Origin of the sequence: Lysobacter sp. cf310, from assembly GCF_900114355.1 — a bacterium.
In the GTDB taxonomy this organism is placed as follows: Bacteria; Pseudomonadota; Gammaproteobacteria; order Xanthomonadales; family Xanthomonadaceae; genus Lysobacter.
In genome coordinates this window covers 1,243,185-1,257,327 of record NZ_FOSS01000001.1, presented here as the reverse complement: position 1 = coordinate 1,257,327, position 14,143 = coordinate 1,243,185, and the positions used below count along the sequence as shown (strand labels likewise).

The following is a 14,143-nucleotide window of genomic DNA, read 5'->3' as shown; positions in this document are numbered from 1 at the left end:
CGTCCCGGACGGCCGAATCGGTCGCCCGCGCCGGATTCAGGCGCGGCCGGGGCGCAGCAGGTCGATGTGCGGGATGCCGTCCTCGACGTAGGGCGCGGACGAGGGCGCGAAGCCGTGGCGGCCGTAGTAGCCCTGCAGGTGGGCCTGGGCGCCGATCTGGATGTCGGCGCCGGGCCAGCGCGCCTCGATCGCGGCCAGCGCGGCCTCGATCATGGGATCGCCCAGCCCCTGGCCGCGGAACGCCGGCGCGGTCAGCACGCGTCCGAAACTGACCTGCGGGTAGCTGAGCCCGGCCGGCAGGATCCGCAGATAAGCCGCGAGCGCGCCGTCGGGCGCGCGCCCGAGCAGGTGCAGGGCCTCGGGATGGCGGTCCTTGCCGTCCGGGTCCAGATACACGCAGTTCTGCTCGATCACGAACACTTCCGCGCGCAGGCGCAGCAGCTCGTAGAGCTCGTCGCGTTCGAGCTCGGCGTAGGGCTTGGCTTGCCAGCGCAGGCTAGGGGCGGGGGTCATTACAGGATGATGCCGCAGTGGGCGGGGTTGCGCTGCCCTCACCCAACCACGCCCCGGCCCGCCCGCATGGCGGTCGGGCGCTCGGTGCAGCGCGCGCCAGTGGCCCGCAAGCGCCCGTGCACGGGAGAGGGGCCAGAAGCGCAAGCGGTTGCGGCCAGGGCCGTCATTTCCGGAAGCCCCACGACCGCCATGCGATAATCCCGGCCATGAGCGAACAGACCCAAAAACCCGACGACACCACCCACTTCGGTTTCCGCGACGTGCCCAAGGGCGAGAAGCAGAAGCTGGTCGGCGAGGTGTTCTCCTCGGTCGCCGGCAAGTACGACCTGATGAACGACCTGATGAGCCTGGGCGTGCATCGGGTCTGGAAGCGTTACTTCGTGTCCACCGCGCAGGTCAAGCGCGGCGACCGCGTGCTCGACCTGGCCGGCGGCACCGGCGACATCGCCCTGCTGCTGCGCGACCGCGTCGGCGACAGCGGCAGCATCGTGCTGGGCGACATTAACGGCGCCATGCTGCGCGTGGGCCGCGACCGCATGACCGACATGGGCAAGGTCGGCGGCTTCGAGTACGTGCAGATGAACGCCGAGAAGCTGCCGTTCCCGGATGCCAGCTTCGACCTGGTCACCATCGCCTTCGGCCTGCGCAACGTCACCGACAAGGACGCCGCCCTGCGCGAGATGCAGCGCGTGCTCAAGGTCGGCGGCCAGGCCCGGGTGCTGGAGTTCTCGGAAGTGAAGGCCGAGTGGTTCAAGCCGATCTACGACTTCCACTCCTTCAACATCCTGCCCAAGCTGGGCAAGCTGTTCGCCAACGACAGCGACAGTTACCAGTACCTGGCCGAGAGCATCCGCAAGCACCCGCCGCAGGACGAGCTCAAGCGCATGATGGGCGAGGCCGGTTTCGCGCGCTGCGACTACAAGAACCTGTCGGCGGGCATCGTCGCGATCCATACCGGCTACAAGGTCTGAATCGATTCGAACACAGCCGCTAGGGCGGCGAGGGCGGGCGATGTCGTTGTGCAAGCACTGTGGGGAGCGCCCCGCGATGATCGAAGGCTCCGGCTGGCGTTCGCTGTTGCTGGGCCTGGTCTGGTTCTGGATACCCGCGCCGTCGCCGCGCGATTACTGCCGCGACTGCGGCGGCGGACTGGGCTTTCTTTGGTTGCTGCGCTGCTTGCGGTGCTGGCGATCGGCTTCGTCCTGCTGTTGATCTTTCTGTAGGCCGAGGGCGGATTCGCCGCAGGCCGCGGACGAACCCGTCCTCAGCCCACCAGCTTCAAACCGATCACCCCGCCCACGATCAGCGCCAGGCACAGCAGCCGCGCCGCGGTCGCGGGTTCGCCGAAGGCGACGATCCCCGCGATCGCCACGCCGACCGTGCCGATGCCGACCCAGACCGCGTAGGCGGTACCCACCGGCAGCCACTTCAGGGCCAGTGCCAGCATCGCGAAGCTCGCGACCGCGGACGTCAGGCCGATCACGCTGGGCCATAGACGCGCGAAGCCTTCGCTTTGCTTGAGCGCGATCGCCCAGACGATCTCGAGCAGCCCGGCGCCGACCAGCAGCGCCCAGGCCAGCATCGCCGCGCGCGTCATCGCCGGCTCAGGCCGAGAAGCCGCCGTCGACCGAGATCGCGGCGCCGGTGATGAAACGCCCGCCCGGACCGGCCAGGTGCGCGACCGTGTCGGCCACGTCCTCGGCTTCGCCGTAACGGCCCAGCGGCAGGCCGGCGCGCTGGTGCTCGGCGCCTTCGCCGTCGGCAGGATTCATCTCGGTGTCGATAGGACCGGGCTGGACCACGTTGGCGGTGATGCCGCGCGCGCCCAGATCCTGGGCCAGGCCCTTGCTCAGGCCGACGGTGGCGAACTTGGTCAGCGAGTACAGGGTCATGCCCGGCGCGCCCACGCGTTCGCCCAGGCAGCTGCCGATGGTGATGATGCGGCCGCCTTCGCCCATGTGCTTGGACGCGGCCTGGGCGGCCGCGAACGGCGCCTGCACGTTGATCGCGATCGCGCGTTCGAAGCTCTCGCGCGACTCGTCCTCGAAGGGGCCGTACATGAAGATGCCGGCGTTGTTGACCAGGATGTCGATGCGGCCGAATTCGGCTACGGTGCGTTCGACCGCGGCGACCACCGCGTCGGGGTCGGCGCTGTCGGCGCGGATCGCGAGCGCGCGGCGGCCGCCGGCTTCGATCGCCGCGACCACGGCCAGCGCCCGTTCCTGCGAGGCCGCGTAGGTCAGCACCACATCGGCGCCGTCGCGCGCCAGGCGCTGCGCGGTGGCCGCGCCGATACCGCGGCTGCCGCCGGTCACCAGCGCCACTTTGCCTGCCAGAGGGGTCATCGTCTTGTTCCGTAGGAGGGAGGCCGCCGATGCTAGGCGCCTGCGCGCGCCCACGCAGCCGGGCGCGCGGGACTGACTGTTGCAGCGGCTCAGGGCGGAAAGCAGCGTTGCGGGGCCGGCGCTGACCGGGCCCGGGCGAACCGCCATGCTGTGCGGTGCCCCCGGCGCGGACTAGGCGCTAAACTCGAACGCTCGATCCCTTGCCGTGGGCCTTCCATGCGTTATTCGATCCTCACCGTTTGCCTCGCCGCCGCGCTCGCCCTGGGCTGTTCGCGCGAAGCCGCGCCGCCCGCCGATGGCGCCGCCACCCCCGCCGCCAAGACGGAGACCGCCGTGACCAGTCCTGCCGTGGTCGACGAGCATTCCTACGCCCAGCCGGACAAGGTCCGGATCGACGACCTCGCCCTGCAGCTGGCGGTCGACTTCGAGCACAAGCAGCTCAGCGGCTCGGCCACCTACACCCTGAACTGGGTGGACAAGGCCGCGACCCAGCTGGTGTTGGACACGCGCGGCCTGAACATCGAGAAGATCGTCGGCGAGCGCAGCGACGGCAAGTGGAACGATCTCAAGTTCGCGCTGGCGCCGGCCGACAAGCTGTTCGGCAGCAAGCTCACCATCGAAACGCCGGAGCGCAACGCGCGCGTGCGCGTGACCTACAAGACCTCGCCGGACGCGTCGGGCCTGCAGTGGCTGACCCCGGCGATGACCGAGGGCAAGAAGACGCCCTTCATGTTCAGCCAGTCGCAGCAGATCCACGCACGCTCCTGGGTGCCGCTGCAGGACACGCCCAGCGTGCGCTTCACCTACACCGCGCACGTGACCGCGCCCAAGGACGCGATGGTGCTGATGAGCGCCGACAACGATCCCAAGGCGGCGCGCGACGGCGACTACGAATTCAAGATGCCGCAGAAGATCCCGTCCTATCTGCTCGCGATCGCGGCCGGCGACCTGGTGTTCCAGCCGATCTCGCAGCGCAGCGGCGTGTGGGCCGAGCCGGCGATGGCGCCCAAGGCGGTGGCCGAGTTCTCCGACACCGAGAAGATGATGGAGACGGCCGAAAAGCTGTACGGCCCCTATCGCTGGGACCGCTACGACATCCTGGTGCTGCCGCCGTCGTTCCCGTACGGCGGCATGGAGAACCCGCGCCTGACCTTCGCCACCCCGACCGCGATCGTCGGCGACAAGTCGCTGGTGTCGCTGATCGCGCACGAGCTGGCGCACAGCTGGTCCGGCAACCTGGTGACCTTCTCCACCTCCAACGACGCCTGGCTCAACGAAGGCTTCACCAGCTACGTCGAGAACCGCATCGTCGAAGTGCTCTACGGTAAAGAGCGCGCCGACATGGAAAGCCTGATCGGCCGCAACGAGCTCAAGTCGGAGTTCACCGAAGACAACAAGGCGCTGCAGCGTCTGGCGATCAAGCCCGGCGATCTGGACGATCCGGACAACAACCTCACCGGCACCGTCTACACCAAGGGCGCCTGGTTCCTGCAGTTCCTGGAACAGCGCTACGGTCGCGAAAACTTCGACGCCTTCCTGCGTGGTTACTTCGACCACTTCGCGTTCCAGAGCATCTCGACCCAGCAGTTCGTCGACTACGCCAAGGCCAATCTGCTCGACAAGTACCCGGGCAAGGTCACCCAGGCCGAGTTCGACGCCTGGTTGTACGAGCCGGGCATCCCCAGCAACGCGCCGCAGACGCCGTCGGCGCGCTTCGACGCCATCGACGCCGCACGCAAGGCCTGGCTGGACGCCGGCACGCTGCCGGACAAGGCCGCGACCGCCAAGTGGTCGACCCAGGAATGGGTGCACTTCGTCGAAGGCATGCCCGACACGCTCAGCGTCGACCAGCTCAAGGCCCTGGACGCCGCCTACAAGATCACCGGCACGCCCAACGGCGAGATCGCCCAGCGCTGGTATCCGCTGACGGTGCGTAGCGGCTACACCCAGGCCGACGCCGCCATCGCCGCCTTCCTGCAGCGCATCGGCCGCCGCAAGCTGATCATGCCGACCTACAGCGAGCTGGTGAAGACGCCCGCCGGCCTGAAGCTGGCCGAGGACACCTTCGCCAAGGCCAAGCCCGGCTATCACCCGATCACGACCGAATCGGTCGAAGCGGTGATCGCCAAGGCCAAGGCCGCGCCGCAGGCGGCCAAGTAAGCGACGCCATGCGTTGGCGTCGCGCCAGACTCGCGGCCGCCCTCGTGGCGGCCGCGTTGTTTGCGACGGTCGCCGTGCTGTTGTGGCGCGATCCCTATCGGGTGGTGCTGGCCGACTACAACCGCCAGCGTATCCTCGCCGGCCTGTCGCGTGACAGCCTCAAGCTAGACGACCATCGCTGGGTCTACGCCTACAACGACGAAGCCCCGGCCGGCGCGCCGGTGCTGGTCATGGTCCACGGCTTCACCGGCAGCAAGGAGAACTGGTACCCGCTGGCGCAGCGCCTGCGCGGCCGCTACCGGCTGCTGATTCCCGATCTGCCGGGCTGGGGCGAAAGCCAGCGCCGCGACGGCGGCGACTACGGCTTCGTCGCCCAGAGCGCGCGCCTGGCGCGTTTCATCGAACAGGTCGCGCGCCCGCGCGGCGGCGAGGTGGTGCTGCTGGGCCATTCCATGGGCGGCGGCATCGCCGCCCTGACCGCGGCGCGCCATCCGCGCGCGGTCGATCGCCTGGGCCTGTTCGACGCGGCCGGCGTGCGCTTTCGCGACAACCGCTTCGGCGTGCAGGTGCTGGCCGGCCACAATCCCTTCGCGGTCGCCGACGGCGCCGGCCTGCAACGCTACCTCGACACCGTGTTCTACGACGCCGCCGCCAAGCCGACGATCCCGTGGCCGGCCGACGAGATCTACATCGCGCGCCGCAAGCGCGACGCCGCGTTCGAGCAGACCGTGCTCAACCGCATCGGCCGCGGCCCGGAACGCTTCCTGCCCGGCGAAGAAGCCGCCAGGATCCGCCAGCCCACCCTGCTGCTATGGTGCCGCCAGGACGCGGTGATCGATGCCAGCGCAATGGCGCTGTACGCCGCGCGCATGCCGCAGGCGCGGCAGGTGCTGCTGGACGGCTGCGGCCATATGTCGCCGGTGGAGCGGCCCGACGCGGTCGCGCAAGCGATCGCGCAGCTCGCCGGCCCGCCCTGACTTCTTTTACGAATCCGACGAACCGATACGAGACACGCCGATGAACGCCAGGACTCCGATGCTGCTGCTCGCCGTCACGCTCGCGCTCGCCGCCTGCAAGCCGGCCGAAGACCCCAAGGCCGCCGCCGCGGCCAAGGCTGCGACCGACGAGAAGGCTGCCGAGGACATGGCCAAGTCCTTCGAGGCCGCCGTGGCCTTGAACAAGTGGGACGTGGCGCGCGCGCACGGCGACGTGCTGACCGCGCAGTACCCGAACAGCCAGGCCGCCGCGCGCATCAAGGCGCAGTACGAAGTGGCCAAGGTCGAAGCGGTCAAGGCGCTGGAGACGCGCCGCCTGGCCGCGCTGTGGTCGTACCAGACCCAGCCGGTGCTGTCGGGCGGCGAGCAACGTTCGGCCGCGCTCTACGCCAAGGACCACATCGACACCGACGGCGGCGGTCCGCGCGAAGTGCGGCTGATCTTCCGCGATCATCCGGAGTGGGGCCGCAGCAGCTATCTGGTGTTGCAGGCCGGCGATTTCGATTGCTACGGCGGCTGCAAGGTCAAGCTCAAGGTCGACGACGCCGCGCCCAAGCCGGTGGCCGCGAGCCGTCCCAAGACCGACGAGGCCACCGCGATGTTCATCGAGGACGAGCGCATGCTGTGGCGCACCGTGCGCGGCGCCAAGACCATCGCGATCGAGTTCCCGGTCAAGGCCGGCGGCACCCGCACCGCGGTGTTCGAAGTCGGCGGCCTGGACGCCAGCCAGATGCCGGGCTGGAAATGAAGGAACGCGGCTGGCGCATCGCCGCCGCGCTGACCGGCCTGACCGCGATCGCGCTGCTGGGCGCGGTACTGGCCTGGCAATGGTTCCTGCATTGGCAACCCGATCGCGCCCGTTACCCGCTGCGCGGCATCGACGTGTCCCACCATCAGGGCGCGATCGACTGGCGCGCGGTCGCCGCCGACGATGTCGCCTTCGCTTATCTGAAAGCCAGCGAAGGCGGCGACCACCGCGACCGCCGTTTCGATCAGAACCGCCGCGACGCGCGCGCGGCCGGTCTCGCGGTCGGCGCCTATCACTTCTTCACGTGGTGCAAGCCGGGCGCCGAACAGGCGCGCAACTTCCTTGCCGCCGCCGCACCGGCCGCGCACGACCTGCCGCCGGCGCTGGACCTGGAGTTCGGCGGCAATTGCGGGCGCAATCCCGACAGCGCCCAACTGCGGCGCGAACTCGACGCCTACCTGAGCCAGGTCGAAGCCGCCTACGGCCAGCCGGCCTTGCTCTACGTCACACCGGAATTCCTCGCCGCCCACCAGCGCGACCTGCCACCGCGCGCGCTGTGGCGGCGCGCGATCGTGCGCAAGCCCGATGCCAGCGCCCGCTGGGTGATATGGCAATACCACAACCGCGGCCGCGTGCGCGGCATCGACGGACCGGTGGACTTGAACGTGTTCGACGGCGACGCCGCGGCGTTCGCGCGCTAGCGCGCTACGCGGGAGCTGTGAGTAAAAGCGGTAGCGACTCGCCGTGCCCGCGCTGACGGCATCGGTGCGCTCATGCAGATGACAATGACAGGCCGAACGCACCCCGCATCCTCCCGCGAACAGCTTTGGGGTAGGAGCGGCGTAAGCCGCGACCGCGTGGCTACCAAATCGCATCGCCCCTCCATCAAGCCAGCCCCATCGCTACGCCTCCGCGACAGTCCCCTGTAGGAGCGGCGCAAGCCGCGACCGCGCCCCCACGACCCACGACACCACCCCAATCGAGCGGTTCTGCCACACATCGACGCGCCTCCACCCCCGCTTCCTGTGGGAGCGGCGTCAGCCGCGATCGCGAAACAGCAACCCCTGCGCAAATCCAATCGCACCGCCACCGACAGAGCCGGCACAGTTTTAATGCCGACTATTAGCCGATCCCCCGGACCGGACAGCCAAAATTCGACCTCGCCGCAGCATAAAACTGCGGAAAACATGCGCCCTCAGTATGTCTAGAACCGCCTAAACGCCTGTGCTATCCGGTGAGACGCACCACAATGGCATGGAGGCGTCATGGCTACTCGCAATGAGAACGAAGATTCCGCGCAGGATCCCGCGCGCAGAGGCGAAGGCATCAGCGGCAATCCGGAGGTCGACGGGTTCCGCCTGACGCCCGCTCAACCCGAGGTCCAGGGACCGCCGCAGCACCCGCCGGCGGAACCGCAGCAAGACAGCGAACATCGCCTGCGTCCCTTGGGGCCGGCGCCAGGCGCAACGCGCGATGCCTATGTGGATGTGGACGGCGATCTGGGAGCGAACTCGATAACAGGCGGCGTACGGTACGGCGAGGGCAACGTCTATGTCGAAGGACGAGAGACGTTGCATCCCAATGGTCGTGTGGACGGCATTGGGGTGGGGACGGGTGTTCAATTCGATAACGGCGTCCGCATGGGGGTAGATGCTTCGCCGGGACGGCCCAGCCTCAATGTCTCTATCCCCCTCGGCGGCCCACGAGGTTCGGGCTATAGCGACGGCCAGCGCGATGTGCATACCCCTCTGGTACCACCCGTAGGGCAGTTGCCGACGCCGCCCCTAACCGAGCCACTGCGCCCATATCGTCCGACCGAAGAATCCTTCCGAGGCAATCCCGATCTCAACCGGCCGGACCAGCCCACCGGCATGGCGGCGGATGTGCATGCCGGTCGCGTGCCCGGCCTGGGTCCATCCTCCGCGAGTGCGGCCTCGGTTGCGGTCGATCCCACCCTGCGCGCACAAGCCGAAGCGCACATCCACCGCATCAACGACGGCCTACCCGAGAACGCGCGCCTGCCCGTGACCGAGACCGCGCAAAGCCTGGCCGGCACCGCGGAACTGCGCGGGCTGCCACGCATCGGCTACGTCGAGCTAGGCAATCCCGGTGCCGACGGCGAGCGCCGCCTGTTCCTGGGTGCCGAAGCCAGGGCGCGCGAGCGTCAGCCCGGCGCCGAACTGATCAGCGTCGGCGCCAGCGACGCGCGCCGCGGCTTGTCGGTCGAAGCGACGGCCGCATTGGGCGAGAAGCGCGAGCAGGAATCGCGCACGCCCGCTGCGCCCGTGGCCGATCCGCAGCAGCAGGCGATCGCACCGCGGTCGATGTAGGGGCGCGGCATCGCGATCGCTGGTTGGGTCGGTGCCGTCCGCCAGGCGGCGTCGGCCACCGTCTGGCGGGGAGGGCGGCGATGTTTGGCATCGGCCGCCCTGCGTATAACGCGCGTCGCCGCAAGCGATCGCGGCGTTCGCTAGCCGCTATTGCACGTTGCAGCTGAAACTCAACACCGTGGTTTGCCCGGTCGTAAGCGTGCCGAGGGTAATGCCGGCGCCGGTCAGGTTGGCGATCGTGAAGCTGCCCACAGGCACGCCATCGCCAGTGATCGTCACCGTGTTGCCGCCAGGGCAGGCGATGCCGGCGCCCGGTGCATCCCGCACCACGGCGCCGGTCACCGAATCGGGCCCGTTGTTGGTGACGCGCAGCTCATAGGTGGTCGGCGTACCGGAGGCGACGGTGTCGCTCGCCTGATCGACGTTGCCGTTCACGCCCGGCGTGTTGGTCTTGGTGATGCTCAGGTCGGCGCTCTGGCGCGCATTGGTAAAGGTGCAACTGATGCTCGCGCCCGCCGCGGTGCCGGTGGACGGGATCGTGACCGTGCGGGTAGGCGCGTCGAACGTGGCCGTCGCGCCGTTGGTGAGCCCCGTGCAAGTCACGCCCGTCAGTACGAAGCCGGCCGGGGGCGCCGCCTCGGTGATGGTGGTCTGAGTGCCCGTGGCAGCCAAGGTCTGCACCGCGCCCTGCACGCCGGTGCCGGCGGTCGCGGTGGTGATCGCATGGCTGGCGATACCGTTGCTGCCGCTGAAATTGAAGCTGCCGACGCCGCCGTTCGAGATCTTGGTGACCGTCACCGTGCCCGTGCGGGTGTTGTCGAAATGGCAGCGGATCAGGCTGTTGACCGCCATCTGACTGCCAGGAATGGTGTAGGTGTGAGTGGCAGGATCGAACGTGGCCGATACAAGCTGGTTGGACAGTGGCGGCGCGCGCGCGCCGTCGTAACACAGGAAGGTGGGGTTCGCGCCGGTGACCCAGCCGGCGACGGCGGTCTCGCTGATGGTGGTATCGACACCTGCGGCACCGAGCCGGAAGCTGGTGCCGTCCACGAAGGCTCCCGCGGTAGCAGCCGCGACGGTGTCGCCCGGATATCCGTTGTTGCCGGTAAAGCTGAAGCTACCGGTGCCGCCGAGCGCTCGCTTCACCACCTGCATTTGCGGAACGCTGGGGATGGAGACCGTCATGTTTATGCCTTCAGCGAACGCGGTTTGTGCCGGGCCCGCCCAGGTGATCGTGAAGAAGAGCTGGGTGATGCCGATTCCGACGAACATCACCGAACCGCAGCCGACCAATAAGGTGCCGGAACAGCCGCCCGTCGGCGGCGAGTTGGAATTGAAGTTGACGGTGCCGTTGGAAGGGCCGCCGACCGTGTTTCCAGCCACGAAGAACGCGGCGTTGCCGGACACGGCCAGCGCGTTGACGCTGCCCCCGGTTGCCGTGGCGGACGTCAACTGCCATATGGACGTCGAACTCCTCGCGGTGCAATTCACCCCCGTGCAGGTGGCGCGCCAAATGCCCAAGTCCTCGATATGCAGGATCGGATTGTTGATCGGCCGGCTGAATGTCACAGCGATGAAGCGAGTGGTGCCTTGAGGCGCGATGTCCAGACGCACCGACCCCCTGCCCGCAATGACTTCTCCATACGGGTTGCCGTAAACGCCGGTGGCCGTCATGGCGCCGAGCGCATAGGGCGTGGTGCCCTGGTCGCCACCAATGGCGATCGTCGTCCCGTTGACCGTTGCTGAGGCCAAATCCGGATTGATGACGGTCCAGGCCGTCGGGGTTTCCGCTTGCGCTAGCCTGGATATGCCAAGCAAGGCCAGCAACAGCCATGAGCAGGCACGCATAAGGCCTGCGCCACGGTTACGCATTACGTCGGCTCCTGGACCCGCACCGGAATGCCGCGTGCGCGTCCCGCTTCCTCGCCTCGACGGAACGCATGCCTCCGGACACCCGCTGGCTTGATCGGCATGGCCTGGGTAATCGGGTGCGGGTCGACGGCTGGTGGCTGGAGGGCTCATGTTCTGGCCTAACGGGGTCGATGGGCGGGGGCGGACTCAGTCCGACCGGTCACATGAGTAAATCGCATCTCTTTTGTGGATTAGGACACCATTTAGGCTCCAATTGAGCGCTATTGCTGTGGTTACCTTCCACTAGAGAGGCTTAGGTCGTGTTCGGGAGGGGCGCCGGTGTCGCCTACACCCCCGATTCCGCGCACCAGACGTCTGCCTTGGGCACGCAAGTGCACACCCGCAGCGACCTGATCTATGGCGCCCAACCGTGCGTTAGCGGGAGGGGATGCGCGAGAGCGTGCAGGCTGATCGGGCGTGTTTCATGGGTGACCAGGCGGACTCAAGCTCGGCTATCGCCTTGGGCCGCCTGCGGCGACCCGTCCTAGCGGCCTATGGCGGCCCCGACTTGCCGGCGAGCGCCGGGCATGGATTGGCCGGGCAGGCGCACGGCCCTCGTGTCGGCTTCGTCGGGCGATCCAAATATATGCAGCTCCGGCCCCTCGTAGGGTGCGGTTCTTACCGCACCCTACGAGTGATGCAACACTCTGCCGCTGTGCGACAGGCGCACGCCGATCGCGTCGCGGCGAGCTACCTACCGCCGTAGGGCGCGGAGAACGAACGCGAACCGCGCCACCGCGCAACTGCGGGCGCTATTGTCTGTGCCCGCCCTGGTCTCGTGCCGCTCTGCCGCCTATTGCACGTTGCAGCTGAAGCTCAACACCGCGGTCTGTCCGCTGGCCAGGGTGGCGAGGGTGATGCCGGACCCGGTCAGGTTGGCGATCGTGAAGGCGCCCACGGGCACGCCGTCGCCGGTGATCGTGACCGTATTGCCGGCAGGGCAGGTAATGCCGGCCCCGGGCGTATCCCGAACCACCGCACCGGTGGCCGCATCGGCCCCGTTGTTGGTGACGCGCAGCTGGTAGGTGGTCGGCGTGCCGGAGACGACGATGTCGCTGGCTTGATCGACGTTGCCGTTCACGCCCGGGGTGTTGGTCTTGGTCACCGACAGGTCGGCGCAAAGCGGATCCACCGCGACGGCGGCGCTGTTGTTGGCGGTGCCGCCAGGCGCCGGGGTGACGAACCCGGCCTGCACGGAACTGCCTTCGGCCACGGCCGTATCGTTGTCGGTGATGGTGGAGGTGTTGGTGGTCGCTGCGCACTGGGTGGCGGCCACGGTGCCGGTGATGGTGTAGGTCAGCACGCCACCGGCGGCGCCGCTGTTGCCGGCAGGCAAGGTGACCGACGCCGCCGTGATCGCGCCGGTGCCGCTGGCAGCGGGGCAGGCGGGCGTGGGCGTGCCGCTGGCGGCGCAGGTCCAGCTGAAGGCGGTGAAGCCGGTCGGCAGCGCATCAGACAGAGTCGCGACGGCATCGTGCACGGTCAAGTCGGTGCCGGTGCCGACCGTTGGCCGCGCGGTGTTGTTGCGGTAGGTCACGGTGAAGGTGGTGGTGCCGCCTGCTGCCGGCGTGGCGTTGGAGGTGGTCTTGGTGGTCAGCAGGTCCATGTCGTTGTCGAGGATGCGATAGACCGTCGTCGCGCCTGTCGCCGCGCTGCCGCAGGTAGTGGTATTGCCGATCGTGTAGACGCTGGGGGCGGCGGCGATGCTCAGGGTGACCGTTTCGTTGTCCTCGATAACGGCGTCGTCGACCATGCTGACCAGGCCGGTCATCGTGACTTCGGTGGGCGTTGCGTACACGCCGGCGGGAATGGTGAAGGAGCTTGCCACCGTGAAATCGGCGGGTGAGGTGGCGGTGCCGCCCGCCACGATGTTGATTGTGACCGTGGTGCCGCCCGCCGGCACCGTGCCGGCCACCACCAGGATGGGCTGGGTTACGGTCTGGCCTTCGCGGGTCGTGTAGGTGGCGCCACGGAACTCGATCACCGGACGCAGGGTGATGTCCATGTTGTCGATGAAGTTGCCGGCGGCGGGATTGCCCGCGGCCGTACTGATCGCCTCGAAGCCGATGTTGTGCGAGTCGCTCGTGCCGGTCCAGGTGAAGTTGGCGGTGTAGCGACGCCAGCCGCCGGTGCCGAGGCTGGTGCTGCAGGTCGGGTTTCCGACAGCGCCGTCGGTTGCGCCAGGAGTGGACGAGGCGCTGCTGCCGCACAGCTGCGTGCCGCCACCGCCGTTGTTGGTGGTGATCATGCGCAGCACCGTATTGGCCTGGCTGTCGATGTTCATTTCAGCGACATCGCCCACCGTTGCGCTGACGCGGCCGCGATGCGAGACCGAAATGCCGATTTGCTCGCCCTGGATCAGGCACACGTTCTGGTAGATGCGCGAGTTCTGCCAGGCGTTGAGTTCCGCGTGCTGGGTGCCGTCCGCCGAGGGCGTCGCCGCCGCCGGGACGGCACCGGCATCGACGAAGCTGTTGTACCAAAGTTCGATCTGTCGGCCAGTGACGTTGGGTGTCGTGGCCGTGACCGGGGTGCAGTAGACATTCGAATTGAGGATGCCCGGCGCGACGAAGAAGGTGTCGGTCACCGCATGCGTGGTTTCCCAGCCCGGAACCGCATCGGCGCCGAAAATCGTGAAGCACGAGGCGTTGATGTCGTTGGCCGCATTGCCGTTGGCCGGGTCTTCGAAACTGTCGTTGACGGTGCCACGCTGGATCTGCGCTTGCGCGGGCACCGCCAGCAACATGCAGATCGCCACTAGCCCGAGCGTCCAGAGGGAGGCCTGTCTACGTGGCCGCCACGCCGATAGGTTTCCGGTGGCGATCGCGCGCGCGTGCCGGGCCGATGGGAGGTTTTCAAGCGCGACGCGATTCGTATCCATGCGGCTCCGTAAGGGCTCTTGGTTCGGCTCGCTTGAACGGCGATGCGAACCGCGCCGGCATCCGTCGTGCAGCGGCTGTTCGAGATCGCGGGGTTAGCGGCCCCACTGCCGAATTCGCGCAACGGTAGGGAGACAGGACATGCCCAGGTCGCCATCAGGCGCGGGCTTGGAGCGCGGCCTCATCATCGATAGGCGGAGTGGGCCATGGCGGACCGCACCATGCGCAGCTTCTGAGCTCGCGAGCGCGCGATGCGCTGCCC

12 protein-coding genes are annotated in these 14,143 nt (G+C 68.2%); 7 read left to right on the top strand and 5 right to left on the bottom strand.

Going from position 1 to position 14,143, the window contains the following annotated elements; genetic code table 11:
- Positions 1 to 36: 36 nt before the first annotated feature.
- A complete protein-coding gene (locus tag BMZ45_RS05580; protein ID WP_091633371.1) occupies positions 37 to 513 on the bottom strand; it encodes a GNAT family N-acetyltransferase in 477 nt (158 codons plus the stop codon).
- A 206-nt stretch (positions 514 to 719) separates the two neighbouring features.
- Between BMZ45_RS05580 and ubiE the strand changes: the two genes are divergently transcribed.
- Together ubiE and BMZ45_RS21545 are read left to right on the top strand one after the other, a co-directional pair.
- Positions 720 to 1,484 carry a bifunctional demethylmenaquinone methyltransferase/2-methoxy-6-polyprenyl-1,4-benzoquinol methylase UbiE gene (gene ubiE / locus BMZ45_RS05575; RefSeq protein WP_057160279.1) on the top strand — a complete coding sequence of 255 codons (765 nt, stop codon included), beginning with the start codon at positions 720 to 722 and terminating at the stop codon, positions 1,482 to 1,484.
- A gap of 76 nt (positions 1,485 to 1,560) precedes the next feature.
- Positions 1,561 to 1,725, top strand: coding sequence for a hypothetical protein (locus BMZ45_RS21545; RefSeq protein WP_175488933.1), 165 nt, complete (start codon positions 1,561 to 1,563; stop codon positions 1,723 to 1,725).
- Between the two features lie 52 nt (positions 1,726 to 1,777).
- Here BMZ45_RS21545 and BMZ45_RS05570 read toward each other — a convergent pair whose 3' ends face one another.
- Positions 1,778 to 2,092, bottom strand: coding sequence for a DMT family transporter (locus tag BMZ45_RS05570; RefSeq protein ID WP_091634145.1), 315 nt, complete (start codon positions 2,090 to 2,092; stop codon positions 1,778 to 1,780).
- Positions 2,093 to 2,117: 25 nt separating this feature from the next.
- Positions 2,118 to 2,858 (bottom strand): SDR family NAD(P)-dependent oxidoreductase, encoded by a 741-nt coding sequence (locus BMZ45_RS05565; protein WP_056178255.1) that lies wholly within the window; start codon positions 2,856 to 2,858, stop codon positions 2,118 to 2,120.
- A gap of 216 nt (positions 2,859 to 3,074) precedes the next feature.
- On the opposite strand from BMZ45_RS05565, the gene BMZ45_RS05560 reads away from it, so the two are divergent.
- The 5 genes from BMZ45_RS05560 (at position 3,075) to BMZ45_RS21090 (ending at position 9,091) form a co-directional block, all read left to right on the top strand.
- Entirely contained in the window at positions 3,075 to 5,018 is a 1,944-nt protein-coding gene (locus BMZ45_RS05560) for a M1 family metallopeptidase (protein ID WP_091633368.1), read from the top strand.
- A gap of 8 nt (positions 5,019 to 5,026) precedes the next feature.
- Positions 5,027 to 5,995: an alpha/beta fold hydrolase gene (locus tag BMZ45_RS05555; protein WP_091633365.1), complete on the top strand. Its 969-nt coding sequence runs from the start codon at positions 5,027 to 5,029 to the stop codon at positions 5,993 to 5,995.
- A gap of 58 nt (positions 5,996 to 6,053) precedes the next feature.
- The gene (locus BMZ45_RS05550) at positions 6,054 to 6,761 is read left to right on the top strand and encodes a hypothetical protein (protein WP_091634142.1); all 708 of its coding nucleotides are present in this window, start codon (positions 6,054 to 6,056) and stop codon (positions 6,759 to 6,761) included.
- Positions 6,758 to 7,462 (top strand): GH25 family lysozyme, encoded by a 705-nt coding sequence (locus tag BMZ45_RS05545; RefSeq protein ID WP_091633363.1) that lies wholly within the window; start codon positions 6,758 to 6,760, stop codon positions 7,460 to 7,462. Before BMZ45_RS05550 ends, BMZ45_RS05545 begins: the two co-directional genes overlap by 4 nt.
- 564 nt (positions 7,463 to 8,026) lie before the next feature.
- Positions 8,027 to 9,091, top strand: a complete 1,065-nt coding sequence (locus BMZ45_RS21090) for a hypothetical protein (RefSeq protein WP_139215400.1) — start codon at positions 8,027 to 8,029, stop codon at positions 9,089 to 9,091.
- Between the two features lie 147 nt (positions 9,092 to 9,238).
- Here BMZ45_RS21090 and BMZ45_RS21085 read toward each other — a convergent pair whose 3' ends face one another.
- Positions 9,239 to 10,963, bottom strand: a complete 1,725-nt coding sequence (locus BMZ45_RS21085; RefSeq protein ID WP_139215399.1) for a prealbumin-like fold domain-containing protein — start codon at positions 10,961 to 10,963, stop codon at positions 9,239 to 9,241.
- Between the two features lie 832 nt (positions 10,964 to 11,795).
- Positions 11,796 to 13,883: a DUF11 domain-containing protein gene (locus tag BMZ45_RS05520; RefSeq protein WP_139215398.1), complete on the bottom strand. Its 2,088-nt coding sequence runs from the start codon at positions 13,881 to 13,883 to the stop codon at positions 11,796 to 11,798.
- Positions 13,884 to 14,143 lie beyond the last annotated feature (260 nt).

Coding starts and splice junctions, on each gene's coding strand:
- BMZ45_RS21545 (WP_175488933.1), top strand. CDS start 1,561: ATGATCGAAGGCTCCGGCTGGCGTTCGCTGTTGCTGGGCCTGGTCTGG.
- BMZ45_RS05545 (WP_091633363.1), top strand. CDS start 6,758: ATGAAGGAACGCGGCTGGCGCATCGCCGCCGCGCTGACCGGCCTGACC.
- BMZ45_RS05565 (WP_056178255.1), bottom strand. CDS start 2,858: ATGACCCCTCTGGCAGGCAAAGTGGCGCTGGTGACCGGCGGCAGCCGC.
- ubiE (WP_057160279.1), top strand. CDS start 720: ATGAGCGAACAGACCCAAAAACCCGACGACACCACCCACTTCGGTTTC.
- BMZ45_RS21090 (WP_139215400.1), top strand. CDS start 8,027: ATGGCTACTCGCAATGAGAACGAAGATTCCGCGCAGGATCCCGCGCGC.
- BMZ45_RS05560 (WP_091633368.1), top strand. CDS start 3,075: ATGCGTTATTCGATCCTCACCGTTTGCCTCGCCGCCGCGCTCGCCCTG.
- BMZ45_RS05520 (WP_139215398.1), bottom strand. CDS start 13,883: ATGGATACGAATCGCGTCGCGCTTGAAAACCTCCCATCGGCCCGGCAC.
- BMZ45_RS05550 (WP_091634142.1), top strand. CDS start 6,054: ATGCTGCTGCTCGCCGTCACGCTCGCGCTCGCCGCCTGCAAGCCGGCC.
- BMZ45_RS05580 (WP_091633371.1), bottom strand. CDS start 513: ATGACCCCCGCCCCTAGCCTGCGCTGGCAAGCCAAGCCCTACGCCGAG.
- BMZ45_RS05555 (WP_091633365.1), top strand. CDS start 5,027: ATGCGTTGGCGTCGCGCCAGACTCGCGGCCGCCCTCGTGGCGGCCGCG.
- BMZ45_RS21085 (WP_139215399.1), bottom strand. CDS start 10,963: ATGCGTAACCGTGGCGCAGGCCTTATGCGTGCCTGCTCATGGCTGTTG.